Source organism: Klebsiella sp. G-Nf4 (genome assembly GCF_002810615.1).
GTDB classification, from domain to species: domain Bacteria; phylum Pseudomonadota; class Gammaproteobacteria; order Enterobacterales; family Enterobacteriaceae; genus Klebsiella; species Klebsiella variicola.
In genome coordinates this window covers 1-26,824 of sequence record NZ_PION01000010.1, presented here as the reverse complement: position 1 = coordinate 26,824, position 26,824 = coordinate 1, and the positions used below count along the sequence as shown (strand labels likewise).

The following is a 26,824-nucleotide window of genomic DNA, read 5'->3' as shown; positions in this document are numbered from 1 at the left end:
GTCCTTTAAAACCTGCTGTTTTATACTAACTTGAACGAAACGGGAAGACGTGGACGGAAAAACTTACCGTCTTTACGCAACGCGCAGCCCTGCCGGATGGTCTTTAGTCACAAAAAAATAACATTTCCCTGCGCTATTGTTGACTTTACCGGCGTTATGAAAATAAATGTCTATACAACCCATGACAAGTTGAGCGCTATGACTGAAGCCACCCCCGAACTCGTTGTCTGGCGAAACGCGCGTCTCGCCACCCTGAACCCTGATTACTCTCAACCCTACGGTTTGCTGGAGCGCCATGCGCTGCTGGTGCGCAATGGCCGCATTGAGGCAATTGTCGCCGACGCTGACGCCCCCGGCGGGCGCAGTATCGATCTCGAAGGCCGGCTGGTTACGCCGGGTTTAATCGACTGCCATACCCACCTGATCTTTGGCGGCAGCCGGGCGCAGGAATGGGAGCAGCGGCTGAACGGCGTCTCCTATCAAACCATCAGCGCCAACGGCGGTGGGATTAATTCCACCGTGCGCGCCACGCGCGACAGCAGCGAAGCTGAACTACTGGCACTGGCGCAGCCGCGTCTGGCGCGTCTGCTGCGTGAAGGGGTGACGACCCTGGAGATCAAATCCGGCTACGGTCTCGATCTGCAAAACGAACGCAAAATGCTGCGGGTCGCCCACCAGCTGGCCGACGACAATGGCGTGGAACTGTCGGCGACGCTGCTCTCCGCCCACGCCACGCCGCCGGAATATCAAGGCGACGCCGATGGCTATATCTCACTGGTCTGCGAGACCCTATTGCCGACGCTGTGGCAGGAGGGGCTGTTTGAAAGCGTTGACGTCTTCTGTGAAAACGTTGGCTTCAGCCCGCAGCAAACCGAGCGCGTCTTTCAGGCGGCGCAGGCGCTGGGCATTCCGGTAAAAGGCCACGTTGAGCAGCTCTCGTCGCTGGGCGGCGCGCAGCTGGTGAGCCGCTATCACGGACTGTCCGCCGACCATATCGAATATCTGACGGAAGAGGGCGTGGCGGCGATGCGTGAAAGCGGCACCGTGGCGGCTCTGCTGCCCGGTGCGTTCTACTTCCTCAATGAAACCCGCAAACCGCCGGTGGAACTGCTGCGCAAGTACCAGGTGCCGATGGCGGTGGCGACCGATTTCAACCCCGGCACCAGCCCCTTCGCCAGCCTGCATCTGGCGATGAACATGGCCTGCGTCAAGTTTGGTTTAACCCCGGAAGAGGCGTGGGCCGGGGTAACGCGCCATGCCGCGCGGGCGCTGGGGCGGCAGGACAGCCACGGTCAGCTGGCGGCGGGCTTTGTGGCTAACTTTGCCATCTGGGATGCCGAGCATCCGGTCGAGATGGTGTATGAGCCGGGGCGCGCGCCGCTCTGGCAGCGCGTGGTGCGAGGAGAACTGCAATGATGCTATGGCAAGCCACGCCCGCCAGTCTCTGGCAGGGGCGTGATGATAGCGCGGAGGCGCCTAATGCGCTGCGCCTGTTCCAGACTATCGCCCGCGCGGAACGCTTCGCGCCGCAGGCGATGCCCGGCGATATCGCGCTGCTCGGCTTCGCCTGTGACGAAGGGGTCCGGCGTAACAAAGGGCGTACCGGTGCCGCGCTTGGCCCGGACACGCTGCGCCGGGCGCTGGCCAATATGGCCAGCCATCAGGGCCACGACCGGTGCGTGGATATGGGCACCATCGGCGTCGACGGCGAGCAGTTAGAAGCCGCGCATCAGGCGCTGCGCGAGGCGGTAGCCGCCTGCCAGCGTGCCGGTAAACGTACGCTGGTCCTGGGCGGCGGCCACGAGACGGCCTTCGGCCACGGCGCTGGGGTACTGGATGCCTTCCCGGGCGAAAAAGTGGGCATTATTAATCTCGATGCGCATCTGGATTTACGCTTTGCCGAATGCGCCAGCTCCGGGACGCCGTTCCGCCAGCTGGCGCTGGAGTGTGACGCGCAGCAGCGCGGTTTTCACTATACCTGCATCGGCGTCAGCCGGGCGGCCAACACTCAGGCGCTATGGGATGAAGCGGCGCGCCGCCAGGTGGCTATCGTTGAGGATCTGGCGGTGCTGTCGGCCTTCGACACTCACGTGTTGCCGGAGCTGGAGCGTAATATCGCGCAGTACGATCGTCTGTATCTGACCATCGATCTCGACGTGCTGCCGGCGCGCGAAATGCCGGCGGTGTCGGCCCCGGCGGCGCTGGGCGTGCCGCTGGCAATCCTGCTGCGCATCGTTGAGCCGTTGTGCCGCAGCGGTAAGCTGCAGGCGGTAGATTTGGTCGAGTTTAATCCGCAATTTGACATCGACGGACAGGGCGCCCGCGCGGCGGCCCGTCTGGCATGGCAAATCGCCCATTGGTGGCGCTAGCGATCCGCGCTATTATTTTCGTTTCGCCGCTCCGCTTATTACGCATAAGGAAAGCCAGGCCATGTTTGCACAACAACCTCGTTCCGCGCCCGCGCCTTTCTATGAAAAGGTGAAGCAGGCGATCAGCGAAAAAATCTACCGCGGCGAGTGGCGTCCGCACGACCGAATTCCCTCGGAAGCTGAACTGGTTGCCCAGTTCGGCTTCAGCCGGATGACCATCAACCGCGCACTGCGCGAGCTGACGGATGAAGGCCTGCTGGTCAGGCTGCAGGGGGTCGGTACCTTCGTCGCCGAGCCGAAAGGGCAGTCGGCGCTGTTTGAAGTGCGCAGCATTGCCGATGAGATCGTCTCTCGTCGCCATCAGCACCGCTGTGAAGTGCTGCTACTGGAGGAGACCGAAGCCGATCTCATTCAGGCGGAGGCGCTCACCGTCGCCGAAGGCACGCGCATCTTTCATTCACGGATGGTGCATTTCGAAAACGAGGTTCCGGTACAAATTGAAGATCGCTGCGTCAATGCTGCGGTGGTGCCGGATTATCTGTTACAGGATTACACCACCACCACGCCGCATGATTATCTGTCACTGATCGCGCCATTAACCGAAGGCGAACATATTGTCGAGGCGGTGCAGGCGACGTCAGAGGAGTGCGCGCTGCTGCGCATTCTGCCGCACGATCCCTGCCTGCTCATTCGCCGTCGCACCTGGTCGAAGACGCATATTGTCTCTCACGCTCGCCTGCTGTTCCCCGGCGCGCGCTACCGTCTGCAGGGCCATTTCAGCTCCTGATCCTTCCTCGCGTCAGCAAAACGTGATTGCTGACGCAATATAACAAAATTGTATCATTTATGTTAAATCCTGGCTTGCGCAGAGTTGTATAGACAAGTATATGTATCTACGTACACAACGTTAATTGTCAGGAGAAACCCCGATGTCGCAAAGCAAATATCGCCAGCTGGACGTCCGTGCACCGAGAGGCACGACGCTGACCGCCAAGAGCTGGTTGACCGAAGCGCCGCTGCGTATGTTAATGAATAACCTCGATCCCGATGTCGCTGAAAACCCGCATGAGCTGGTGGTCTATGGCGGTATTGGTCGCGCTGCGCGCAACTGGGAATGCTATGACGCTATCGTGAAGGCGCTGAAAAACCTGGAAAGCGACGAGACCCTGCTGGTGCAGTCCGGTAAACCGGTCGGCGTATTTAAAACGCATGAAAACTCGCCGCGCGTGCTGATCGCTAACTCCAACCTGGTCCCGCACTGGGCCACCTGGGAACACTTCAACGAACTGGATGCCAAAGGGCTGGCGATGTACGGCCAGATGACTGCCGGCAGCTGGATCTACATCGGTAGCCAGGGCATTGTGCAGGGCACCTACGAAACCTTCGTCGAAGCCGGTCGCCAGCACTATCAGGGCAGCCTGAAAGGCCGTTGGGTATTAACCGCCGGTCTGGGCGGCATGGGTGGCGCGCAGCCGCTGGCTGCGACGCTGGCGGGCGCCTGCTCGCTGAACATCGAATGTCAGCAGAGCCGCATCGATTTCCGTCTGCGTACCCGCTACGTGGATGAACAAGCTACTTCTCTGGATGACGCCCTGGCGCGCATCAAGAAATACACCGCCGAAGGCCGCGCCATCTCTATCGCCCTGTGCGGCAACGCTGCGGATATCGTGCCAGAGCTGGTGAAACGCGGCGTGCGCCCGGATATGGTCACCGACCAGACCAGTGCCCACGACCCGCTGCATGGCTATCTGCCAAAAGGCTGGAGCTGGGAGGAGTATCAGCAGAAAGCTGAATCCGATCCGCAGGGCACCATGCTGGCGGCGAAACGCTCAATGGCCGACCACGTGCAGGCGATGCTGGCCTTCCACGAGATGGGCGTGCCGACCTTCGACTACGGCAACAACATTCGCCAGATGGCGCAGGAAGTGGGTGTCAGCAATGCCTTTGATTTCCCGGGCTTCGTGCCGGCGTATATCCGCCCGCTGTTCTGCCGCGGTATCGGCCCGTTCCGTTGGGTAGCGCTGTCCGGCGATCCGCAGGATATCTACAAAACCGACGCGAAAGTGAAAGAGATCATTCAAGATGATCAGCACCTGCACCACTGGCTGGATATGGCGCGCGAGCGCATCAGCTTCCAGGGACTGCCGGCGCGTATCTGCTGGGTAGGTCTGGAGTGGCGTCAGAAGCTCGGACTGGCGTTTAACGAAATGGTGCGCCGCGGCGAAGTTTCCGCGCCGATCGTGATTGGCCGCGATCACCTTGACTCCGGCTCCGTCGCCAGCCCGAATCGCGAAACCGAAGCCATGCGCGACGGCTCAGATGCGGTATCCGACTGGCCGCTGCTGAACGCCTTGCTTAACACCGCCAGCGGCGCGACCTGGGTGTCGCTGCACCACGGCGGCGGCGTAGGCATGGGCTTCTCGCAGCACTCCGGGATGGTTATCGTCTGTGACGGTACCGATGAAGCGGCGGCGCGTATTGCTCGCGTTCTGCGCAACGACCCGGCGACCGGTGTGATGCGTCATGCCGATGCGGGTTACGATATTGCTATTGAATGCGCAGCAGAACAGGGTCTGAATCTTCCGATGGTGGCAGCAACGCAGGGGAACGCTAAATGAAATCGTTAACGCTCATTCCGGGGAAACTGAGCCTGTCGCAGCTCCGCGAGGTTTACAGCCACCCGCTGAACATTACCCTCGACAGCAGCGCGTTTGCCGCCATTGATGAGAGTGTGGCCTGCGTCAACGCCATCCTCGCCGAAGGGCGGACGGCCTACGGTATCAACACCGGTTTTGGCCTGCTGGCGCAAACCCGTATCTCGACGGACGATCTGGAGAACCTGCAGCGTTCACTGGTGCTGTCCCATGCGGCGGGCGTGGGTGAGCCGCTGGACGACGACCTGGCGCGCCTGATTATGGTGCTGAAGATTAACAGTCTGTCCCGCGGTTTCTCCGGGATCCGCCTGAGCGTGATCCAGGCGCTGATTGGCCTGGTGAATGCCGGCGTGACGCCGTGGATCCCGGCGAAAGGTTCCGTCGGCGCCTCCGGTGACCTCGCGCCGCTGGCGCATATGTCGCTGACCCTGCTTGGCGAAGGCAAAGCGCGGGTTCGCGGTGGCGAATGGCTGCCAGCGACCGACGCGCTGCGTCAGGCGGGGCTGGAGCCGATTACCCTGGCGGCGAAAGAAGGCCTGGCGCTGCTGAACGGCACCCAGGCGTCGACGGCTTTTGCGCTGCGCGGTCTGTTCGAAGCCGAAGATTTGTTCGCCTCCGCAGTGGTGTGCGGGGCATTAACCACCGAAGCGGCGCTGGGTTCCCGTCGTCCGTTCGATGCGCGTATTCATGAGGTGCGCGGCCAGCGTGGTCAGATTGATGCGGCGGCACTGTATCGCCACCTGTTGACCGATGACAGCGCGATCTCGCGGTCGCATCATAATTGCACCAAGGTACAGGATCCATATTCTCTGCGCTGTCAACCGCAGGTGATGGGCGCCTGCCTGACGCAGATCCGCCAGGCGGCTGAGGTATTGTTAGCCGAAGCGAACGCGGTTTCCGATAACCCGCTGGTCTTCGCGGCTGAGAATGATGTGATCTCCGGTGGCAACTTCCACGCCGAACCGGTAGCGATGGCGGCGGATAATATCGCGCTGGCGATCGCCGAAATCGGTTCGCTTTCAGAGCGTCGCATCGCGCTGATGATGGACAGCCATATGTCGCAGCTGCCGCCGTTCCTCGTAAAAAATGGCGGTGTCAACTCCGGCTTTATGATCGCCCAGGTCACGGCGGCAGCCCTGGCCAGTGAAAACAAAGCGCTCTCGCATCCGCATAGCGTTGACAGCCTTCCGACGTCCGCAAACCAGGAAGACCACGTTTCGATGGCGCCGGCTGCCGGCCGTCGTCTGTGGGCGATGGCGGAAAACACCCGCGGCGTACTGGCTGTCGAGTGGCTGGCCGCGGCGCAGGGCCTGGATATGCGCGATGGGCTGACCACCAGTCCGCTGCTGGAAGAGGCGCGCCATCTGCTGCGCGAACGCGTATCTCACTATACGCAGGATCGTTTCTTCGCCCCTGATATTGAAAATGCCATTGCACTTTTGGCTGCACGTCACCTGACGCGTCTGCTGCCTGCCGTACTGCATTAATCACCGTTGTTCTCTGTACCCGCGTCGGGGGAAGTCATTCCCCCGGCCGACCTACATCGCATATTTGTCGTCATATAAAAAAATCAGGACACCTGTATATGCAACAACAACACAAACCGCATCTGCTGCGCGGGCTGAATGCCCGACACATTCGTTTTATCGCGCTTGGTTCCGCTATCGGCACCGGGCTGTTCTATGGCTCGGCCTCCGCGATTAAAGCGGCGGGTCCGGCGGTACTGCTGGCCTACCTGATTGGCGGCGCGGCGGTCTTTATGGTCATGCGCGCGCTGGGTGAAATGGCGGTGCGCAATCCGGTTTCCGGCTCCTTTGGCAGCTATGCTCGCCAGTATCTCGGGCCGCTCGCCGGGTTTATCACCGGCTGGACCTATACCTTTGAAATGGTGATCGTGGCGCTGGCCGACGTCACCGCGTTCGGCATCTATATGGGACTGTGGTATCCCGATGTGCCGCGCTGGATCTGGATCCTCAGCATTATCTTCTTTATTGGCGCGATGAACCTGTGCAACGTGCGGGTGTTCGGCGAGATGGAGTTCTGGCTGTCGCTGATTAAAGTGGTGGCGATTATCGCCATGATGGCGGCGGGAGCAGGCATCATCTTCTTTGGCTTTGGCCATAGTTTCCCGGCCACCGGGCTGGAAAATCTGTGGAGCCACGGCGGTTTTGCGCCTAATGGCTGGCAGGGGATCATCGCCTCGCTTGGCATCGTGATGTTTGCGTTCGGCGGCGTGGAAATTATCGGCGTCACCGCGGCGGAAGCGCAGAATCCGAAGAAGGTCATCCCGCAGGCCATCAACACCATTCCGCTGCGTATTATTCTGTTTTACGTCTGCACCCTGGCGGTGCTGATGGCGATCTTCCCGTGGAATAGTTTTGGCGAGCAGGGCAGTCCGTTTGTGCTGATCTTCGATGGCCTCGGGATCCCGGCGGCGGCGACCGTGCTGAATATCATCGTGATTAGCGCCAGTATCTCGGCGATTAACAGCGATATTTTTGGCGCCGGACGCATGATGTACGGTATGTCGAAAGAGGGGCTGGCGCCGAAGTGCTTCCAGCGGATTGCCAGCAACGGCGTGCCCTGGATGACCGTGGTGGTGATGGGCGTGGCGCTGCTGGTGGCGGTGGTGCTTAACTATCTGATGCCGGAGCAAGTCTTTGTGCTGATTGCTTCACTGGCGGCGTTTGCCACCGTCTGGGTGTGGCTGATGATCCTGCTGTCTCATTTTTCGATGCGTCGCGGTTTGTCAGCCGAAGAGCGCAGTAAGATCGAATTTCCTATTCCTTTCTGGCCGGTGGGCCCGCTGTTGACGCTGCTGTTTATGGGGCTGGTGATCGCCGTGCTGGGAATGGTGGAAGAGACGCGCGTAGCGCTGTTAGCCGGGCTGGTCTGGTTGGGGCTGCTGACGGTGGTGTGGTATGCGCGGGTGCGTAAAACCGCGCTGCAGGTGGCCACTGAACAGTAAGGTTAATCTCCCCGGTGGCGCTACGCTTACCGGGGCTACAAATGGCACGGAACGTAGTATTGTAGGACCGTATGCCGGGCAAGGCGCAGCCGCCACCCGGCGAAATAACGGCACAACCGAATATTTCCCTGTTCGCGCTGCGTCTGGCAGGGCTACAGCTTCTGTGTTAATTCCGGACAGATTGCGCTCCCAATATTTCTTCTGCGTTATGTCATTCATGGCGCAGGGAGCGCACAGGGGGCGGCCAGTCGCCGCCGCCCCCTGTACCCCCGGGCTCCGGCCAGCAAAATCGCCACTGCGTGGTACCTTCGACTTATCCCTGCAGGCTTCGGGTCGGGCCGAGGCAGCGTCCGTGCAAAACACGGCCCTCAGCCCGCATCCATGCGGGCTGCCCCGGCCTTCCGGGAACGTCTCAGCGATTTTGAGGCCGCCAGCACCGGCAGTTTCAGCCGCCCCATGTCTGGCGGCGATTCACATACTGGGTCTGGACCCCGTAGGCCGGGTAAGGCGTCAGCCGCCACCCGGCAAAATAACCGCGCAACAGGGCTGCCTGGAAGGTAATCAACGCTTGCCCGGCGGCGCTGCGCTTGCGCGGACCTGGGATTATGTGTATCTATTTGATATATAAAAGCAAGTAGCCCGGATAAGGCGCAAGCCGCTATCCGGGGGGATAATTAACTGAACAGGGCGGTGATCGAGGCGCTGGCGAGCGAATGGAAATGGACATTAAAGCCGACCATCGCGCCGCTGGCCTCGGCATCGACATCAATCTTATCGATATCCAGCGCGTGCACGGTAAAAATGTAGCGGTGGGTTTCGCCCTTCGGCGGCGCCGCGCCGCCGTAGCCTGCCTTACCAAAATCGGTGCGGGTCTGAACGGCCTCTTCCGGTAGCTCCGCCTGACCGGAGCCGGCCCCCTGCGGTAGCACCCGAGTATCGGCAGGCAGGTTGGCTACCACCCAGTGCCACCAGCCGGAGCCGGTCGGCGCATCCGGGTCGTAGCAGGTGACGACAAAGCTTTTGGTTCCCGCGGGCACATCATCCCACATCAGGTGCGGCGAAATATTGTCGCCATCATAGCCCATGCCGTTGAAGACGTGACGATTAGGCAGCTTACCGCCGTCCTGGAGATCGTGACTGATCAATTTCATGCTTCATCCTCATTGATAATGTGCAGATTAACAAAGAAGTGTAGCCTTCCCGGCGGCGCAAATCCGCTGTTTATTCGCTAAAAAATGTTTCGTCCTGCACGGCCAGGTTGACCGCATGGGTCAGGCGGGTCAGTTGCTCGGGCGTGATGATGTACGGCGGCATCAGGTAAATCAGGCGGCCAAACGGGCGGATCCACACCCCTTGTTCAACGAAAAAGCGCTGCAGGGCGGCCATGTTGACCGGATGACGGGTTTCAATCACGCCAATCGCGCCCAGTACACGCACGTCGGCGACCCATTCTGACTCGCGCGCCGGAGCCAGCTCGGCCTTCAGCTGGGCTTCAATCGTCGCCACCTGCTGTTGCCATTCACCGCTCTCCAGCAGGCGCAGGCTTTCGCTCGCTACCGCGCAGGCCAGCGGATTGCCCATAAAGGTGGGGCCGTGCATAAAGCAGCCAGCTTCGCCATTGCTGATGGTTTCCGCGACCTCGCGGGTGGTCAGCGCGGCGGAAAGGGTCATGGTGCCGCCGGTCAGCGCTTTACCCAGACACAGAATATCGGCGGCGATACCGGCGTGTTCGCAGGCGAACAGTTTGCCGGTGCGGCCAAAGCCGGTGGCAATCTCATCGGCGATCAGCAAAATCCCTTCCCGGTCGCACATTTTACGCACCCGCTTCAGCCACTCCGGATGGTACATCCGCATGCCGCCCGCGCCCTGGACGATGGGTTCGAGGATCACCGCGGCGATGTCGTGACGATGCGCGGCCATCAGGCGGGCAAACGGCACCATATCCATCTCATCCCACTCGCCGTCAAAGCGGCTTTGCGGCGCGGGGGCGAACAGGTTATCCGGCAGGTAGCCCTGCCACAGGCTGTGCATTGAATTTTGCGGATCGCAGACCGACATCGCGCCAAAGGTATCGCCGTGATAGCCATTGCGGAAGGTCAGAAAACGACGGCGCGGTTGGCCTTTGGCCTGCCAGTACTGCAGCGCCATTTTCATAGCCACCTCTACCGCCACCGAACCGGAATCGGCGAGGAAAACGCACTCCAGCGACTCCGGGGTCATCGCCACCAGCTGGCGGCACAGCGCCACTGCCGACGGATGGGTGATCCCGCCAAACATCACGTGCGACATTTTGTCGACCTGCGCTTTCATCGCCGCATTGAGGCGCGGGTGATTGTAGCCGTGGATCACCGCCCACCAGGAGGACATACCGTCAACCAGCTGTTCGCCGCCGGCGAGGGACAGCTCGCAACCGTGGGCGGAAACCACCGGATAGACCGGCAGGGGGGAAGTCATAGAGGTGTAGGGGTGCCAGATGTGGCGCCGATCGAAGGCGAGATCGTCCAGTGTCATAATCGACTTGTAAACCATTTTGAAAACATTTAGGTTTACAAGTATAAACCGAACCGTAAATTAACAAAACCCTTTGGAGAGACCAATGGCTCACCGTGCACGCTGGACAATGTCGCAAGTAACGGAATTATTTAATAAACCACTCATCGATCTGTTATTTGAAGCGCAGCAAATCCACCGCCAGCATTTTGACCCGCGCCAGGTGCAGGTCAGTACCCTGCTGTCGATCAAGACCGGCGCCTGCCCGGAGGATTGTAAATATTGTCCGCAGAGCGCGCGCTATAAAACCGGCCTCGAAACCGAGCGCCTGATGGAAGTGGAGCAGGTGCTGGAATCGGCACGCCAGGCGAAAAACGCCGGCTCGACCCGCTTCTGCATGGGCGCGGCGTGGAAGAACCCCAATGACCGCGATATGCCCTATCTGGAGCAGATGGTGAAAGGCGTGAAGGCGCTGGGACTGGAGTCGTGCATGACGCTCGGTACGCTCACCGACAGCCAGGCGCAACGTCTGGCCGGCGCAGGTCTTGATTACTACAACCACAACCTCGACACCTCGCCGGAATTTTACGGCAACATCATCACCACCCGTACCTATCAGGAGCGTCTGGATACGCTGGATAAAGTGCGCGATGCCGGGATTAAAGTGTGCTCCGGCGGCATCGTCGGGCTGGGAGAGACCGTAAACGATCGCGCCGGGCTGCTGCTGCAGTTGGCCAATCTGCCAACGCCGCCGGAAAGCGTGCCGATCAACATGCTGGTGAAGGTCAAGGGCACGCCGCTGGCGGATAACGACGATGTCGACGCCTTCGATTTCATCCGCACTATCGCTATTGCGCGCATCATGATGCCTACCTCCTACGTGCGTCTCTCCGCCGGCCGCGAGCAGATGAACGAGCAGACCCAGGCGATGTGCTTTATGGCCGGGGCGAACTCGATTTTCTACGGCTGCAAGCTGCTCACCACGCCGAACCCGGAAGAGGACAAAGACCTGCAGCTGTTCCGCAAGCTGGGGATCAACCCGCAGCAGACGGCGGTACTGGAAGGCGACAATGAGCAGCAGCAGCGCCTGGAACAGGCCTTACTCACCCCGGACACTGAGGAATACTACAACGCGGCGGCGCTATGACCTGGCAGCAACGAATCGAGCGGGCGCTGGACGAGCGGCGGCAGGCGGATGCGTTTCGCCGTCGCCTGCCGGTAAGCCACGGCGCCGGACGCTGGCTGGAGCGCGAAGGGGAGCGCTGGCTCAACTTCTCCAGCAATGATTACCTGGGCCTGAGCCAGCATGCCGGCATTATCGCCGCCTGGCAGCAGGGGGCGGAACGTTATGGCGTCGGCTCCGGCGGCTCGGGCCACGTGAGCGGCTATAGCGAAGCCCATCGCGCGCTGGAAGAGGAGCTCGCCGACTGGCTGGGCTATCCGCGCGCGCTACTGTTTATCTCCGGCTTTGCCGCCAATCAGGCGCTGGTTGCCGCGCTGGCGGAAAAAGAGGATCGGATTGTCGCCGACCGCCTGAGCCACGCCTCCCTGCTGGAGGCGGCGAGCCTGAGTCCGGCGCAGTTGCGCCGTTTCGCCCACAACGATCCGCAACAGCTCGCGCAACTGCTGGCGAAACCGCTGGACGGCCTGCAGTTAGTGGTGACTGAAGGCATTTTCAGTATGGACGGCGACAGCGCGCCGCTGGCGGCCATTCACGCCGCAGCGCAGACCGCCGGGGCGTTATTGCTGGTGGATGATGCCCACGGGGTTGGGGTCGTCGGCGATGAAGGTCGCGGGAGCTGCGCGGCGCAGAACGTACGCCCGGATCTGCTGGTGGTGACCTTTGGCAAGGCGTTCGGCGTCAGCGGCGCGGCGGTACTGTGCAGCGAAGCGATGGCCGATTATCTGCTGCAGTTTGCCCGTCATCTGATCTACAGCACCGCGATGCCGCCCGCCCAGGCGGTGGCGCTGAGCGCTGCCCTGCGGATCATTCGCAGCGATGAGGGTCAGCAGAGGCGTGAAAGTTTGGCTGCCCGCATCCGTCAGTTCCGTGCAGGGATGAGCGATGTGTCGCTGGGGTTGACCGATTCCGTCAGCGCGATTCAGCCGCTGATCGTCGGGGATAACGCCCGGGCGCTGAGCCTGGCCTGCCGTCTGCGCGCGGCCGGCTGCTGGGCAACGGCGATCCGTCCACCGACGGTGCCGGTCGGCAGCGCTCGTTTGCGCCTGACCCTGACCGCCGCCCATCAGGCTGAGGACATTAACCGTTTACTGGAGGCGCTGCATGGCCACGGTGAATAAGCAGGCGGTGGCCGCGGCGTTTGGCCGGGCGGCCAGCGGCTATACGCAACATGATGAACTGCAACGGCGCAGCGCCGATCTGCTGCTGCGCCAGCTGGCGCGCCGCGATTTTGCTCAGGTGCTGGATGCCGGCTGTGGCCCCGGCAGCATGAGCCGCTACTGGCGTGAGGCGGGCAGCGTGGTGACCGCGCTGGATCTCTCCGCCGGGATGCTGGCGGAGGCGCAGCGCCACAACGCCGCACAGCATTATCTGCAGGGCGATATCGAAGCGCTGCCGCTGCCGGATGGCTGCGTCGATCTGGCATGGAGCAACCTGGCGGTGCAGTGGTGCGACGATCTGCGCGCGGCGATCGGCGAGCTGTGCCGGGTGGTGCGGTCCGGCGGGCGGGTGGCGTTTACCACGCTGCTGGCCGACTCGCTGCCGGAGCTTAACCAGGCGTGGCGGGCGATCGACGACCGTCCACATGCCAACCGTTTTCTCAGCGAACCGGCGGTAAGGGCCGCACTGAGCGGGCTGCGCGCCGAAGGTGTCGTTCATCAGATTCGCCTGCCGTTCGCCGATGCGCTGAGCGCTATGCGCTCGCTGAAGGGCATCGGCGCTACCCATTTGCACCAGGGGAGGGCATCCGCCCCCCTTGGCCGCGGCAAACTGCGCGAACTGCAGCTGGCCTGGCCGCAACAGCAGGGCGTCTGCCCGCTGACGTATTATCTTTTTACAGGAGTCATTGAACGTGACTAAACGTTTTTTTGTCACCGGAACCGATACTGAAGTCGGAAAAACGGTTGCCAGCAGCGCGCTGCTGCAGGCGGCGAATCAGCAGGGTTTTAACACCGCTGGCTATAAACCGGTGGCTTCCGGCAGCGAGCTGACTGCCGCTGGGCTACGCAATGAAGACGCGCTGGCCCTGCAGCGCCATAGCCGGGTCGCGCTGCGCTACGACCAGGTGAACCCCTATACCTTCGCCGAGCCGACCTCACCGCACATCATCAGCGCCGATGAAGGCCGGCCGATCGCCGCGGCGACGCTTTCCGGTGGGCTGCGCGAGTTAGAAAGTCTCGCCGACTGGGTGCTGGTTGAAGGGGCCGGAGGGTGGTTTACGCCGCTCTCGGATACGCTGACCTTCGCTGACTGGGCGCAGCAGGAGCAACTGCCGGTGATTTTGGTGGTGGGCGTTAAGCTCGGCTGCATCAACCATGCCATGCTCACCGCCCAGGCGGTACGCCAGGCAGGGCTGCCGCTGGCGGGATGGATCGCCAATGACGTGCAGCCGCCGGGCAAACGCCATAATGAGTATCTGGCGACGCTGAAAAACCGGCTGGCCGCGCCATTCCTCGGCGAAATACCGTGGCTTGCCGATATCGCGCAGCGCGACGATCTCGGCCAGTATCTGGATCTCAGCGCGCTGGATCTGGCGTCATCCACTGCGCCAGCAGCGGTTCATCCAGCGCCATAATATCGCCCTCGGCGACATTACGCCCTCGGTGTAATACACAGAACCGATCCGCCACCCGGCGGATAAAGGGCAAGTGCTGCTCGGCGAGCAGCACCGTCAGGCCGATATCGCGATTTAACCGCAGCAGCAGCTCCGCCAGCTTTTGCAGGCAGCGCGGCCCTGTGCCGCGCGAGGGTTCGTCGAGGATCAGCAGTCGTGGCTGGACGATCAGCGCCCTGGCTAGCGCCAGCTGGTACTGATCGTCGGCGCTTAGCGAGGCGCCTTTGCGCTGCCGTAGCGCATAGAGTTCGGGAAAGTGCTCATAAATTTCACCGCCGCTGGCGCTGACCCCGGGTTTCCCGGCCGCCAGGGCAATATGCAGATTCTCTTCCACGCTGAGTTGGGAAAAGATGCGTTTATCCTGCGGCACGTAGCCGATGCCGATAGCGCTGCGCGACTGGGCGGACAGGGGGGTGAGATCGCACGGTGGGGCGCCAATGTCATGCCAGGTCATCCGACCGCTGGCCACCGGCAGATGGCCGGCAATGCAGTTGACCAGGGTGGTTTTTCCCATTCCCTCGCGTCCCAGTACGCCAATGCACTCTCCCGGGCGTAGTTCAAGATCGACATTCCACAGCGAGTGCTGGTTACCGTAAAAATGATTTACTGCCTGTAAATTCAACATGGACGTTTTCTCCTTATCCTGGCGTCAGGGCGACAGAAAGATGCTGCAAAACTCTTGCCAGGAAAAAGAACGCTCGGAAAAAAACGCGAAACGCCGACACCATCGGGCACAGTCAGCGCGGGCGCTGCACTTTTCCGGTGCCCGACGCTAAAGGGTGGTGCAAAAAGCAGCAAAAATCGAGCGGCTTTAAACGGATAGTTATCAAAAATAGTTCGATAAAAATTTTTCGCCGCACGGTTTACGGCAAAAGTCGATTTGCGCCGGGCGGCGGTGGTCATGGGCTGCAGACAGTTATCCACTATTCCTGTGGATAACCTTGTGTATTAGAGTTAGAAAACCTGCGGTAAGCTAGAGCGTACGCGGCCTGCGGCTGAATTGGCGCGAAAGGCGTCTTTTCTTTAAAGTCATTAAATATCAGCTTGTTAGATAAAATCAATGGGTGTAAGAAAAGCGTCATCTACTGCCATAAAACTTTCACCCGTCTGCTTGACAAATGTTAAAAGGTGAAATTTTTTGGGGATAACCCTACCGGCCGGAGGATTATCCCACCCGGCGCGCACTTTGTGCGCACCATGGCGGCAAAATAAGCCGTTTACTGACGCAATCATAGTGATGCACTGTTTAAATATCCAGTATAATTTGTTGGCAAAAAATGGCCCGGAGGGTAGAATTAAACACCGGCCGCTAAATCCATCTTCAGGTTTTGATCAATGAGTAAATCGTTTGTTCTGCATTCTGCCTTTCGCCCCTCCGGAGACCAACCGGAAGCCATCCGCCGCCTGGAAGAGGGGCTGGAGGATGGGCTTGCGCATCAAACGCTGCTGGGGGTTACCGGCTCCGGTAAAACCTTTACCATCGCCAACGTGATTGCCGATCTGCAGCGGCCGACGATGGTGCTGGCGCCAAACAAAACGCTGGCGGCCCAGCTCTACGGCGAGATGAAAGAGTTTTTCCCGGAGAATGCCGTCGAGTATTTCGTCTCCTACTACGATTACTACCAGCCGGAAGCCTACGTCCCCAGCTCAGATACCTTCATTGAGAAGGACGCCTCGGTGAACGAACATATCGAGCAGATGCGCCTGTCGGCGACCAAAGCGCTGCTCGAGCGGCGCGACGTGGTGGTGGTGGCGTCAGTCTCGGCGATCTACGGCCTCGGCGACCCGGACCTGTACCTGAAGATGATGCTGCACCTGACGGTCGGGATGCTGATTGACCAGCGCGCTATCCTGCGCCGTCTGGCCGAGCTGCAATATACCCGCAACGATCAGGCTTTCCAGCGCGGGACCTTCCGCGTTCGCGGCGAGGTGATCGACGTCTTCCCGGCGGAATCCGACGATATCGCGCTGCGCATTGAGCTGTTTGATGAAGAGGTCGAGCGCCTGTCGCTGTTTGATCCGCTCACCGGCCACGTCGAATCGTCCATTCCACGCTATACCATTTATCCCAAGACCCACTACGTGACGCCGCGGGAACGCATCGTCCAGGCGATGGAAGAGATTAAGCTGGAACTGGCGGATCGTCGCAAAGTACTGCTGGCTAACAACAAGCTACTGGAAGAGCAGCGTTTAACCCAGCGCACCCAGTTCGACCTCGAAATGATGAACGAACTGGGCTACTGCTCGGGCATTGAAAACTACTCGCGCTTCCTCTCCGGTCGCGGGCCCGGCGAGCCGCCGCCCACCCTGTTTGACTATCTGCCGGCAGACGGTCTGCTGGTCATTGACGAATCCCACGTCACGGTGCCGCAGATCGGCGGCATGTACCGGGGCGACCGGGCGCGCAAAGAGACGCTGGTGGAATATGGCTTCCGCCTGCCGTCAGCGCTGGATAACCGACCGATGAAGTTTGAAGAATTCGAAGCGCTGGCCCCGCAAACTATCTACGTGTCGGCGACCCCGGGAGCCTATGAGCTGGATAAATCCGGCGGCGATGTGGTGGATCAGGTGGTGCGGCCGACTGGTCTGCTTGACCCGATCATCGAAGTGCGACCGGTGGCCACTCAGGTCGATGACCTGCTGTCGGAGATCCGTCTGCGCACGGCCATCAACGAGCGCGTGCTGGTGACCACCCTCACCAAGCGGATGGCGGAAGATTTAACCGAGTACCTTGAGGAGCATGGCGAGCGGGTGCGCTATCTGCACTCGGATATTGACACCGTCGAACGCATGGAGATTATCCGCGACTTACGCCTTGGCGAGTTTGACGTGCTGGTCGGGATCAACCTGCTGCGTGAGGGGCTGGATATGCCGGAGGTGTCGCTGGTGGCGATCCTGGATGCCGACAAAGAGGGCTTCCTGCGCTCCGAACGCTCGCTTATCCAGACCATCGGCCGCGCGGCGCGTAACATCAACGGTAAGGCCATCCTGTACGGCGACAGAATCACCCCCTCTATGGCCAAAGCCATTGGCGAGACCGAGCGTCGACGGGAGAAACAGCAGCGCTATAACGAAGAGCATGGCATCGTGCCACAGGGGCTCAACAAGAAAGTGGTGGACATCCTGCAGCTGGGCCAGAGCCTGGCGAAGACCAAAGCCAAAGGGCGCGGCAAATCGAAGGCCGCCGAACCTGCGGGACTCAGCGGGGTGGATATGACGCCAAAAGCGCTGCAGCAGAAAATTCACGAGCTGGAAGGGCAGATGATGCAGCACGCGCAGAACCTCGAGTTCGAAGAGGCGGCGCAAATTCGCGACCAGTTGCATCAACTGCGTGAGCTGTTTATCGCGGCCTCCTGATGGGCAGGAGCGTACTCCCGGACGTTCGGATGAAAGGTCTGTTTTCCACTTCTTGCCGCCCGCCAGTCAAATGCCAGAGAAGAAAAAGGCCGCATTGCGGCCTTCTTAATGTTTGCTTAATCTCACCAGGCGACACTATCCTCAACATGATGAGGATAGTGCCCATGCAAAAAATTAACTTCCGTGAATATCTGGCGGTTGCCACCGCCCTGGTCATTATTGTTGCCTTTTTCCATCAATGGGTACTGACGTTCTGACGCGCCCGCCGCGGGAATAACACCCACGCACGGACGCCGGGCCCTGGCTGGCGGTTGTGTAGGAAGAACTGGGCGTCATGCAACTGAGCAATGCGCGTGACGATGCTCAGTCCAAGGCCTATTCCGCCGTAGCGACTGTCCATGCGCACAAACGCTTTACTGAGTTCGCCGCTTTTCGCCTCATCAATTCCCGGACCTTCATCTTCCACCGCCATCACCGGCATCAAGCCCGCTTTCACCGAGATGCGGATAGTTGACCCTTCCGGACTGTAGCGGTGAGCATTTTCCACCAGATTGCGCAGGATCACACGGATTAACGTTGCGTCGCCAGAGACAATGGCTTCGCTTTCGACATCCGTCAGCAGGAGTCGCTGCTGACGCTGCGCCAGCATGGTTTCCAGCTCTTCCTGCAACGGTTTCACTACGTCATCCAACAACAGCACCTGCTGATAGCTACCGGCGGAAAAAGACTGTCCGACGCGCGCCAGCTGCAGCAGCTGGGAAATGCTGGTGGTCATCTGGTCGAGGCGTTGGATCAGCGGGTCGACGCCCACGCCGTGCACTTTCGCCAGCAGTTCGAGGTGCAGGCGCAGGCCGGCCAGCGGGGTACGTAGCTCATGCGCCACGTCGGCGGTAAACAGCCGCTCACGGTCGAGGGTCAGATTGAGGCGGGAAACCAGCTGATTCAGGGCGGTGGTCACCGCCGTAACCTCGGGAACCGATTCGCTGAGCACGATAGGGGTGAGGTTGTCCGGCGTGCGGCTCTCCAGCTCGCTTTGTAGTCGTGAGAGCGGGCGGGTGATCTTGCGCACCGCCAGCACGCTGATATACAGCGCCAGAGCAACAATTAGCAGGCTCGGCACCAGCAGGCTGGCGACCGCTTCCCGTACCTCATGCTCCACATGCTTCTGGTTGTTATGTCCTTCGACGGCGCTTGCCACCAGCAGCTGGATCTGCTCTTTACTCTCATGCCATAGCCAGAAGACGCTGATCAGCTGACAGACCACCAGAATGGTGCCGATGGTCAGCAGCAGCCGGTGGCGCATGGTCCAGGATTCGGTTGCAAACAGAGCCATGGTCTATTCCGTGTCGATGTGGTTAGCCAGCATATAGCCAAAGCCTCTGACGGTGCGGATCCGCGATTTGCCAATTTTATCGCGCAGATTATGAATATGCACTTCAAGGGTATTGGTCGCTGGCTCATTGTCCCAGCTATAGATGTCGTTGTAGAGGATTTCACGATGCACCGGGCTACCGGCTTTCATCATCAGCCGCGACAGCAGAGCATACTCTTTCGGCGTCAATTCCAGCGCCGTCTCACCCAGCCACACCAGGCGGCGGGTGACGTTGAGGCGCAGATCGCCGACGCTGATTTCGTTATCGCCCTGATTATTATGCCGGCGGAGCAGGGCGCGAATGCGCGCGTTCAGCTCTTCCAGGGCAAAGGGCTTCACCAGGTAGTCATCCGCGCCGGTATCGAGACCGCTAATGCGATCCTCAAGCGTATCGCGGGCGGTGAGGATCAGCACCGGTTGGGTCATCTTTTCCCGCCGCATACGGGTGAGAAAATGCAGACCGTCTTCATCCGGCAGGCCGAGGTCGAGTACGATCAGGCTGTAGTGATTGCTGGCCAACGATAGCGCCGCTTCGTGCGCTGTGGAGACGCCGTCGCATACGTATCCTTCACTTTGCATCGCCAGAATCAACCCCTGTAACAGCAGCGCATCGTCTTCAATGACTAAGATTTTCATCAACCAGCCTCTCTACATGGCGTTAAAATATCGTCTGCTGCCTGGTACTCGTGGGTGCTGACGCCGAGCAGGCCGAGCAGGGTGGAGAACAGATTATCTTGAGAATAATCCTTCGTCTTAGCCTGTTGTTGCAAACACTGGCTGGAAACACCATAACGTTGCTGGTAATCCGGCGACAGCCACAGCAGCATGGGGACGTGTTTTTGCGTATCCGGCGCGATGGAGTACGGCAGACCATGCAAATAGACGCCATCTTCACCCAGCGATTCGCCGTGGTCGGACAAATAAACCAGGCTAGTGGTAAATTTATCCTGTTTGGATTGCAGTAATTTTATCGCCTTATCAACGATATAGTCGACATACAGAATGGTGTTGTCGTAGGTATTGGTCAACTGTTGCTGCGTACAACTTTGGATTTCATTGGTATCGCAGGTCGGGGTGAATTTTTTGAATTCAGCCGGATAGCGGTTGTAATAGGTCGGGCCGTGGCTGCCGATGGTATGCAGTACGATAATGCCATCCTGTTTCAGGTTGTCGATGTAATTGTCCAGATTATGGAACAGGACTTCATCGTAGCACTCGCCGTTGATGCACTGACCGCTGAGATTCAGGTCAGTGACGTTCTGGTGTGGTACGCGGTCACAGGCGCCTTTACAGCCGCCGTCATTGTCGTTCCACAGCACCTGGATACCGGCGCGCTGCAGAATATCCAGGACGCCTTCCTGATGGTGTGCCAGTTCTTCATCGTAATGCGCGCGCGGCATATTGGAGAACATACAAGGGACGGAAACCGCAGTTGCCGTGCCGCAGGAGGTGGTTTTCGGGAAGTACACCACATCGTCCTGTTGCAGGCGTGGGTTAGTCTGCCGATCGTAGCCGCCCAGCGAGAAATTCTCGGCGCGCGAGGTTTCGCCCAGCACCACAATCGTCAGGTTCTTACGGGGGCCGTTATGCATCACCGGTTTCTGTGTGGCATCTTCGCCAATCTTCACCAGCGGCAGGTTGTCCATGCGGTTGTGCGCATACCACGAGTTCAGCGCCACAATGCTGTTGGAGGGACTCAGGGATTTCACCAGCTCTTTGTTGTTACGGAACACCGAGGCGTAATCTTTATAGAACAGCGCGGCCACCAGAATAATCAGCAGCGCCGAAACGGCGATATTGAGCAGGCGCATCGCCGCGCCGCGCCAGAAAGAGGCGGGTTTACGAACTTTAATCCACCAGGCGACCAGAACCATCAACAGCCCGGAAAGCCCCAGCACGATGACCATTTTCGTCGATAGCAGAGCAAAGCTTTCCGCCGGGGTGGTATCGAAGATATTGGCGATCATCGAACGGTCAATCACCACGCCGAAGGACCAGATAAAGTACTGCGCCGACGCGCTGAGCAGAATAAACAGGCTGATGACCACCCGATCGAGCTTCAGGAACGAGGCGAGGGTGGTGATGATATTCATCACGCTAATGGCCACGATCGGCATACTGAGGAATACCAGCCAGTTATGCAGGCTGTTTACCGGCAGTAACGGGAAAACCTGGCGATAAAAAGCCAGGTTGAGAAAGATACCGATATAGCAAGCAAAGAGAATCAAATAAGTCGTGCGGCTGAGAACTGGCCGACGTAAAGGTAATAACGACATAATACCTACCCACAGAAAGAGATAAGGGTATAGTGCCAGTCCTATTTTAAGACAACCTTAAGATTTTAAGGTGCGCCGAAGGTTGGCCCTCCGGCGCGCAGCGTCAGCCAGGAAGCTGAATCGCCTTTTCCAGCGCGCCGCGAAGCAGCGCCCGGTCATGGCGATAGGGCACGTCGCTGGCCTCCAGCGGCGTCTGGATCACCAGCCGGTCGCTGATGCCGTGGATATCGGCTTTTGGCCCGGCGATCACTGCATCCACCACCCGCTTACCCACATAGCGCTCCATAATCGCAATGCGCTCCGCCAGCGACAGCCTCGCCGCCGGGCTGTGCTCTTTGCCGAGGTTATCGATAAACACCATCGGCGCCGGGGTGCGGCGCAGCGCCTGAGCCATCTCGTCGAGCAGCAGGATCGGCAGCAGGCTGGTGTAAAAGCTACCCGGGCCGATGAGGATCAGATCGGCTTCGGCGATCGCTTCCACCGCCTCGCGGGTGGCGGGTACCGGTGGGGTAAGCATCAGCTCCTGCGGTAGGTTGTCGAGCTGATCGATATTCACTTCGCCGTAAACTTCATGGCCTTCATGATCGAGCGCCATCAAATCCACCGGTTGTTCCGACATCGGGATAAGAAACGCGTCTACTTTGAGCAGGTTTCTGATCAAATTGATGGCTTCTAAAGGCCGCACGCTCAGGTGGTCCAGCGCCTTTAACATCAAATTTCCGAGGTTATGCCCGGAAAGTTCGCCATTACCGCTAAAACGATACTCAAACATCGCCGACGCCACGCTGGGCTCGGCAATTAACTGATTGATGCAGTTGCGCATATCGCCCCAGGCAATGCCGCCTTCCGAGCGGCGGATCCGCCCGGTGGAACCCCCGTTGTCGGTGGTGGTGACAATGCCGGTCAGCCGCGAGCCGAGCGAGGAGAGAGAGGACATCACCCGGCCCAGACCATGCCCGCCGCCGAGCGCGACCACCCGATCGAGGTCAGCGAATGTACGATTGCGCATAGAAATTCCTTATTTCACATAAACGGCCACACACTACCCGATCTACCCCTAAAAGACGATGGGAGGAGCCCGACAAACTGACCGACATCAAGGCAAAAAAATGATTTATGGCTATTCTGTAGCGAAAATGCACGAAGGTAGCGATATATACAAGGTTATATAGCGAAATCGCAAATGGCGAAACCGTCCGTAACGCGCTACTATCGGCATAACCTGTTAACACTCTAGCCTCTTCGCCTGTGTCAAAAGATATGGCGATTTGGCCGCGACCCCTCCGGGTGTCGCCAGGGCGTGGGAAGAAATGACCGCGCCTCCCGTATTTGGAAAGGTGTATATGGCCTCACAGCTTACCGATGCATTCGCGCGTAAGTTTTTTTACCTGCGTCTGTCGATTACCGATGTGTGCAACTTCCGTTGCACCTACTGCCTGCCGGACGGCTACAAACCCGGCGCCGTCAATAACAACGGCTTTCTTAGCGTAGACGAAGTGCGCCGCGTCACGCGCGCTTTCTCCGCCCTGGGCACCGAAAAAGTTCGCCTCACCGGTGGGGAACCCTCTCTGCGTCGCGACTTCACCGAAATCATTGCCGCGGTGCGTGAAAACCCGGCGATCCGTCAGATTGCGGTTACCACCAACGGTTACCGCCTGGCGCGCGATGTCGAACGTTGGCGTGATGCCGGGCTGACGGCGATTAACGTCAGCGTTGATAGTCTCGACGCCCGTCAATTTCAGGCCATCACTGGCCAGGACAAGTTCCACCAGGTGATGGACGGCATTGACGCCGCTTTCGCCGCGGGCTTTGACAAGGTGAAGGTCAATACCGTGCTGATGCGTGATGTTAACCATCACCAGCTCGACACCTTTCTCGCGTGGATCCAACCCCGCCGTATTCAGCTGCGTTTTATTGAGCTGATGGAAACCGGTGAGGGCAGCGACCTGTTCCGCCGTCACCATCTTTCCGGCATGGTGCTGCGGGACGAGCTGCTGCGCCGCGGCTGGATCCACCAGATCCGCCAGCGCAGCGATGGCCCGGCGCAGGTCTTTTGTCACCCGGATTACGCCGGTGAAATCGGCCTCATCATGCCGTATGAAAAAGACTTCTGCGCCACCTGCAACCGTCTGCGCGTCTCATCCGTTGGCAAACTGCACCTGTGCCTGTTTGGCGAAGGCGGCGTCGACCTGCGCGACCTGATGGCTGAGGACGAGCAGCAGGCCGAGCTGGAAGCGCGGATAGCCGAAGCCTTAACCCATAAAAAGCAGACCCATTTCCTGCATCAGGGCAACACCGGTATTACGCAGAACCTGTCCTATATTGGCGGTTAATCGTTTTCGAAAGGAGCATTCAGATGAGCCAGGCTAGCGCTGAGTTTATCCCGACCCGTATTGCTATTCTTACTGTTTCCAGCCGCCGCGGCGAAGAGGATGATACCTCCGGCCACTGGCTGCGTGAGGCGGCGCAGGAGGCGGGACACCATGTCGTCGATAAGGCGATTGTGAAAGAAAACCGCTACGCCATCCGCGCCCAGGTGTCGGCGTGGATCGCCAGCGATGACGTGCAGGTGGTGCTGATCACCGGCGGGACCGGGTTCACCGAGGGGGACCAGGCGCCGGAAGCGCTGCTGCCGCTGTTTGACCGTGAGGTCGAAGGCTTTGGCGAAGTGTTCCGCATGCTGTCGTTCGAAGAGATCGGCACCTCGACGCTGCAGTCCCGGGCCGTGGCCGGCGTCGCCAATCGCACGCTGATTTTTGCCATGCCGGGCTCGACCAAAGCCTGCCGCACGGCGTGGGACAACATCATTGCCCCGCAGCTGGATGCCCGCACCCGTCCGTGTAACTTCATTCCTCACCTGAAGAAATAATCTATGTCACAATTGACCCATATTAACGCCGCGGGCGAAGCCCATATGGTGGATGTCTCCGGCAAAGCGGAAACGGTGCGCGAAGCGCGCGCCGAGGCTTATGTCGAAATGCAGGCGGCGACGCTGGCGATGATTATCGACGGCAGCCACCACAAAGGCGATGTGTTCGCCACCGCGCGTATCGCCGGGATCCAGGCGGCAAAACGTACCTGGGAGCTTATACCGCTGTGTCATCCGCTGATGCTGAGCAAAGTGGAGGTCAATTTGCAGGCGCAGCCGGAGCATAACCGGGTGCGCATCGAGTCACTCTGCCGTCTGACCGGTAAAACTGGCGTCGAGATGGAAGCATTAACCGCCGCCTCCGTTGCCGCACTGACTATCTACGACATGTGCAAGGCGGTGCAAAAAGATATGGTCATTGGTCCGCTGCGCCTGCTGGCGAAAAGCGGCGGCAAGTCCGGCGATTTTAAGGTGGACGAACGCCATGATTAAGGTTCTGTTTTTCGCCCAGGTGCGCGAACTGGTCGGCACCGATACTCTGACCCTCGACGCCAGTGACCTGGCAACCGTCGAGGCCGTGCGCCAACAGCTTGCCGCCCGCGGCGACCGCTGGGCGCTGGCCCTGGAAGAGGGCAAGCTGCTGGCGGCAGTCAATCAGACGCTGACCGCGTTTGACCATCCTGTCGCCAGCGGTGACGAAGTGGCGTTCTTCCCGCCGGTCACCGGAGGCTAATAAGATGACGCAAACTCGTATTGTCGTCAGCCCGGCACGCTTTCGCGTCGGTGAGGAATATCCCTGGCTGGCTGAACGCGATGAAGACGGTGCGGTGGTCACCTTCACCGGTAAAGTGCGCAATCACAATCTTGGCGACAGCGTGAAAGCGCTGACGCTGGAGCACTATCCGGGGATGACGGAAAAATCGCTGGCGGAGATCGTCGACCTGGCGCGCGAGCGCTGGCCGCTGGGCCGGGTGACGGTTATCCACCGCATCGGCGAAATGTGGCCGGGGGAAGAGATTGTGTTTGTCGGCGTCACCAGCGCCCACCGTGGCAGCGCCTTCGCCGCCGGCGAGTTTATTATGGACTACCTGAAAACCCGCGCGCCGTTCTGGAAGCGCGAGGCGACGCCGGAAGGCGAACGCTGGGTCGACGCTCGCGACAGCGATCGTCAGGCGGCAGAGCGCTGGTAGTGTGATACGCTTACAGGGTGAAACTTTGTTAATCAGGAGAGAGTCATGGACAGATTTCCGCGTTCCGATTCAATAGTGCAGGGCCGTAGCGGTCTGCAGACTTACATGGCGCAGGTGTACGGCTGGATGACGGTCGGCCTGCTGCTGACGGCGTTTATCGCGTGGTTTGCGGCGAATACCCCGGCGGTGATGATGTTCGTCTTTTCGAGCAAAATCACTTTCTTCGGGCTAATTATTGCCCAGCTGGCGCTGGTGTTTGTGCTGTCGGGAATGGTGCAGCGGTTGAGCGCCGGGATGGCCACCACGCTGTTTATGCTCTATTCGGCGCTGACCGGGCTGACGCTGTCGAGTATTTTTATCGCCTATACCTACTCATCGATTGCCAGCACCTTTGTGGTCACCGGCGGGATGTTCGGGGCGATGAGCCTGTACGGCTACACCACCAAGCGCGATCTGAGCGGCTTCGGCAGCATGCTGTTTATGGGTCTGATTGGCATCGTGCTGGCATCGCTGGTCAACCTGTGGCTGAAGAGCGAAGCGCTGATGTGGGCCGTGACCTACATTGGGGTGGTGCTGTTTGTCGGTTTGACGGCGTATGACACCCAGAAGCTGAAAAACATCGGCGAGCAGATTGACACCCGCGACAGCGCCACGCTGCGTAAATACTCGATTCTCGGGGCCTTAACGCTGTACCTGGACTTTATCAACCTGTTCCTGATGCTGCTGCGTATTATGGGCAACCGCCGCTAACCTTTAATATCAAAGGATTACCGGCTACGTAGGCCCGGCAAGCGCAGCGCCGCCGGGCAAGTTATCAGGCACGGTACCCGTGATGTTGCCGGGCGGCGGCTACGCCTTACCCGGCCTACAGGATCCTCTCACAGGCTCACACCCCGTAGGCCCGTGCAAGCGCAGCGCCGCCGGGCGAGATTTCAGGCATGGTACCCGTGATGTTGCCGGGCGGCGGCTGGCGCCTTGCCCGGCCTACGGGGTCCTCTCACAGGCTCACACCCCGTAGGCCCGGCAAGCGCAGCGCCGCCGGGCGATGGCATCAGGCACGGTACCCGTGGTGCTGCCGGGTGGCGGCTACGCCTTACCCGCCTACAGGATCCTCTCACAGGCTCGCACCCCGTAGGCCCGTGCAAGCGCAGCGCCGCCGGGCAAGTTATCAGGCACGGTATCCGTGGTGTTGCCGGGTGGCGGCTGCGCCTTACCCGGCTACGGTGCGTGCGACCTGCCGTTAATTTATTCACCTTTCTTGCTGAAACTGCCGGTGCTGACGGCCTCAACATCGCTGAGACGTTCCCGGCAGGCCGGGGCAGCCCGCATGGATGCGGGCTGAGGGCCGTGTTTTGCAGGGATAATGAGATGGACGCTCCAGATTTTACGGTATCAAAGTACCAGACTGGATCGTTGCAATACGTCCTAAAAAATGAGGAGCGTCCACATGAAAGTATCAACTCTTGGTATCGACCTGGCAAAGAA

At 59.8% G+C, this 26,824-nt stretch carries 24 protein-coding genes, 1 pseudogene and 1 riboswitch; of the genes and pseudogenes, 17 read left to right on the top strand and 8 right to left on the bottom strand.

Features of this window, described 5'->3' with window-relative positions; genetic code table 11:
* Positions 1-96: 96 nt before the first annotated feature.
* From hutI to CWM57_RS19515, 6 genes are all read left to right on the top strand, one after another.
* Entirely contained in the window at positions 97-1,416 is a 1,320-nt protein-coding gene (gene hutI / locus CWM57_RS19540) for an imidazolonepropionase (RefSeq protein ID WP_165784229.1), read from the top strand.
* Complete coding sequence (gene hutG / locus CWM57_RS19535) at positions 1,413-2,369, top strand: formimidoylglutamase (protein ID WP_074386497.1); 957 nt, start codon at positions 1,413-1,415, stop codon at positions 2,367-2,369. The genes hutI and hutG overlap by 4 nt, the downstream gene beginning before the upstream one ends.
* 61 nt (positions 2,370-2,430) lie before the next feature.
* Complete coding sequence (locus CWM57_RS19530; protein WP_008805728.1) at positions 2,431-3,156, top strand: histidine utilization repressor; 726 nt, start codon at positions 2,431-2,433, stop codon at positions 3,154-3,156.
* A gap of 142 nt (positions 3,157-3,298) precedes the next feature.
* On the top strand, positions 3,299-4,987 hold the full coding sequence (gene hutU, locus CWM57_RS28245) for a urocanate hydratase (protein ID WP_061155279.1): 1,689 nt from the start codon (positions 3,299-3,301) through the stop codon (positions 4,985-4,987).
* Positions 4,984-6,510: a histidine ammonia-lyase gene (gene hutH / locus CWM57_RS19520; RefSeq protein WP_100675896.1), complete on the top strand. Its 1,527-nt coding sequence runs from the start codon at positions 4,984-4,986 to the stop codon at positions 6,508-6,510. Before hutU ends, hutH begins: the two co-directional genes overlap by 4 nt.
* 98 nt (positions 6,511-6,608) lie before the next feature.
* Entirely contained in the window at positions 6,609-7,991 is a 1,383-nt protein-coding gene (locus CWM57_RS19515; RefSeq protein ID WP_015367620.1) for an amino acid permease, read from the top strand.
* A gap of 674 nt (positions 7,992-8,665) precedes the next feature.
* Here CWM57_RS19515 and CWM57_RS19505 read toward each other — a convergent pair.
* Both CWM57_RS19505 and bioA read right to left on the bottom strand, forming a co-directional pair.
* Complete coding sequence (locus CWM57_RS19505) at positions 8,666-9,142, bottom strand: kinase inhibitor (protein ID WP_008805732.1); 477 nt, start codon at positions 9,140-9,142, stop codon at positions 8,666-8,668.
* Between the two features lie 70 nt (positions 9,143-9,212).
* Positions 9,213-10,502 (bottom strand): adenosylmethionine--8-amino-7-oxononanoate transaminase, encoded by a 1,290-nt coding sequence (gene bioA / locus CWM57_RS19500; protein WP_100675960.1) that lies wholly within the window; start codon positions 10,500-10,502, stop codon positions 9,213-9,215.
* A gap of 85 nt (positions 10,503-10,587) precedes the next feature.
* On the opposite strand from bioA, the gene bioB reads away from it, so the two are divergent.
* From bioB to bioD, 4 genes are read left to right on the top strand one after another with little or no spacing between them, the layout of a single operon-like run.
* A complete protein-coding gene (bioB, locus tag CWM57_RS19495; RefSeq protein ID WP_061155277.1) occupies positions 10,588-11,628 on the top strand; it encodes a biotin synthase BioB in 1,041 nt (346 codons plus the stop codon).
* Complete coding sequence (gene bioF / locus CWM57_RS19490) at positions 11,625-12,782, top strand: 8-amino-7-oxononanoate synthase (protein ID WP_100675894.1); 1,158 nt, start codon at positions 11,625-11,627, stop codon at positions 12,780-12,782. The genes bioB and bioF overlap by 4 nt, the downstream gene beginning before the upstream one ends.
* Positions 12,766-13,521, top strand: coding sequence for a malonyl-ACP O-methyltransferase BioC (gene bioC, locus CWM57_RS19485; protein ID WP_074386492.1), 756 nt, complete (start codon positions 12,766-12,768; stop codon positions 13,519-13,521). The genes bioF and bioC overlap by 17 nt, the downstream gene beginning before the upstream one ends.
* Entirely contained in the window at positions 13,514-14,236 is a 723-nt protein-coding gene (bioD, locus tag CWM57_RS19480) for a dethiobiotin synthase (RefSeq protein WP_074386491.1), read from the top strand. The genes bioC and bioD overlap by 8 nt, the downstream gene beginning before the upstream one ends.
* Here the strand turns inward: bioD and CWM57_RS19475 are convergent.
* Positions 14,178-14,900: an ABC transporter ATP-binding protein gene (locus tag CWM57_RS19475; RefSeq protein WP_074386490.1), complete on the bottom strand. Its 723-nt coding sequence runs from the start codon at positions 14,898-14,900 to the stop codon at positions 14,178-14,180. The two genes, bioD and CWM57_RS19475, sit on opposite strands and share 59 nt — an antisense overlap.
* An 89-nt stretch (positions 14,901-14,989) precedes the next feature.
* A pseudogene (locus CWM57_RS19470) lies at positions 14,990-15,199 on the bottom strand (hypothetical protein); the annotation flags it as partial.
* A 411-nt stretch (positions 15,200-15,610) separates the two neighbouring features.
* Here CWM57_RS19470 and uvrB point away from each other — a divergent pair.
* Complete coding sequence (uvrB, locus tag CWM57_RS19465; protein WP_100631689.1) at positions 15,611-17,632, top strand: excinuclease ABC subunit UvrB; 2,022 nt, start codon at positions 15,611-15,613, stop codon at positions 17,630-17,632.
* Positions 17,633-17,867: 235 nt separating this feature from the next.
* On the opposite strand, the gene pmrB is transcribed toward uvrB, so the two are convergent.
* The 4 genes from pmrB to yvcK form a co-directional block, all read right to left on the bottom strand.
* Positions 17,868-18,965 carry a two-component system sensor histidine kinase PmrB gene (gene pmrB / locus CWM57_RS19455; RefSeq protein WP_074386488.1) on the bottom strand — a complete coding sequence of 366 codons (1,098 nt, stop codon included), beginning with the start codon at positions 18,963-18,965 and terminating at the stop codon, positions 17,868-17,870.
* A 3-nt stretch (positions 18,966-18,968) separates the two neighbouring features.
* Entirely contained in the window at positions 18,969-19,640 is a 672-nt protein-coding gene (gene pmrA, locus CWM57_RS19450) for a two-component system response regulator PmrA (protein ID WP_061155271.1), read from the bottom strand.
* Positions 19,640-21,280 (bottom strand): phosphoethanolamine transferase EptA, encoded by a 1,641-nt coding sequence (eptA, locus tag CWM57_RS19445; RefSeq protein WP_074386487.1) that lies wholly within the window; start codon positions 21,278-21,280, stop codon positions 19,640-19,642. Before eptA ends, pmrA begins: the two co-directional genes overlap by 1 nt.
* Positions 21,281-21,383: 103 nt before the next feature.
* The gene (yvcK, locus tag CWM57_RS19440) at positions 21,384-22,289 is read right to left on the bottom strand and encodes a uridine diphosphate-N-acetylglucosamine-binding protein YvcK (protein ID WP_100675893.1); all 906 of its coding nucleotides are present in this window, start codon (positions 22,287-22,289) and stop codon (positions 21,384-21,386) included.
* 208 nt (positions 22,290-22,497) lie between these two features.
* Positions 22,498-22,636: riboswitch (molybdenum cofactor riboswitch) on the top strand.
* Between yvcK and moaA the strand changes: the two genes are divergently transcribed.
* The 6 genes from moaA to CWM57_RS19405 all read left to right on the top strand — a co-directional run bounded on the left by moaA (position 22,624) and on the right by CWM57_RS19405 (position 26,089).
* On the top strand, positions 22,624-23,613 hold the full coding sequence (gene moaA, locus CWM57_RS19430; RefSeq protein WP_012968667.1) for a GTP 3',8-cyclase MoaA: 990 nt from the start codon (positions 22,624-22,626) through the stop codon (positions 23,611-23,613). Its footprint overlaps the riboswitch before it by 13 nt.
* Positions 23,614-23,636: 23 nt before the next feature.
* The gene (gene moaB, locus CWM57_RS19425; protein WP_008805747.1) at positions 23,637-24,149 is read left to right on the top strand and encodes a molybdenum cofactor biosynthesis protein B; all 513 of its coding nucleotides are present in this window, start codon (positions 23,637-23,639) and stop codon (positions 24,147-24,149) included.
* 3 nt (positions 24,150-24,152) lie between these two features.
* The gene (moaC, locus tag CWM57_RS19420; RefSeq protein WP_008805748.1) at positions 24,153-24,641 is read left to right on the top strand and encodes a cyclic pyranopterin monophosphate synthase MoaC; all 489 of its coding nucleotides are present in this window, start codon (positions 24,153-24,155) and stop codon (positions 24,639-24,641) included.
* Positions 24,634-24,882, top strand: a complete 249-nt coding sequence (gene moaD, locus CWM57_RS19415) for a molybdopterin synthase sulfur carrier subunit (RefSeq protein ID WP_032732722.1) — start codon at positions 24,634-24,636, stop codon at positions 24,880-24,882. Before moaC ends, moaD begins: the two co-directional genes overlap by 8 nt.
* A 4-nt stretch (positions 24,883-24,886) precedes the next feature.
* Positions 24,887-25,339: a molybdopterin synthase catalytic subunit MoaE gene (gene moaE, locus CWM57_RS19410; protein ID WP_074386485.1), complete on the top strand. Its 453-nt coding sequence runs from the start codon at positions 24,887-24,889 to the stop codon at positions 25,337-25,339.
* Positions 25,340-25,384: 45 nt separating this feature from the next.
* A complete protein-coding gene (locus CWM57_RS19405) occupies positions 25,385-26,089 on the top strand; it encodes a Bax inhibitor-1 family protein (protein WP_061155267.1) in 705 nt (234 codons plus the stop codon).
* Positions 26,090-26,824: the final 735 nt, after the last annotated feature.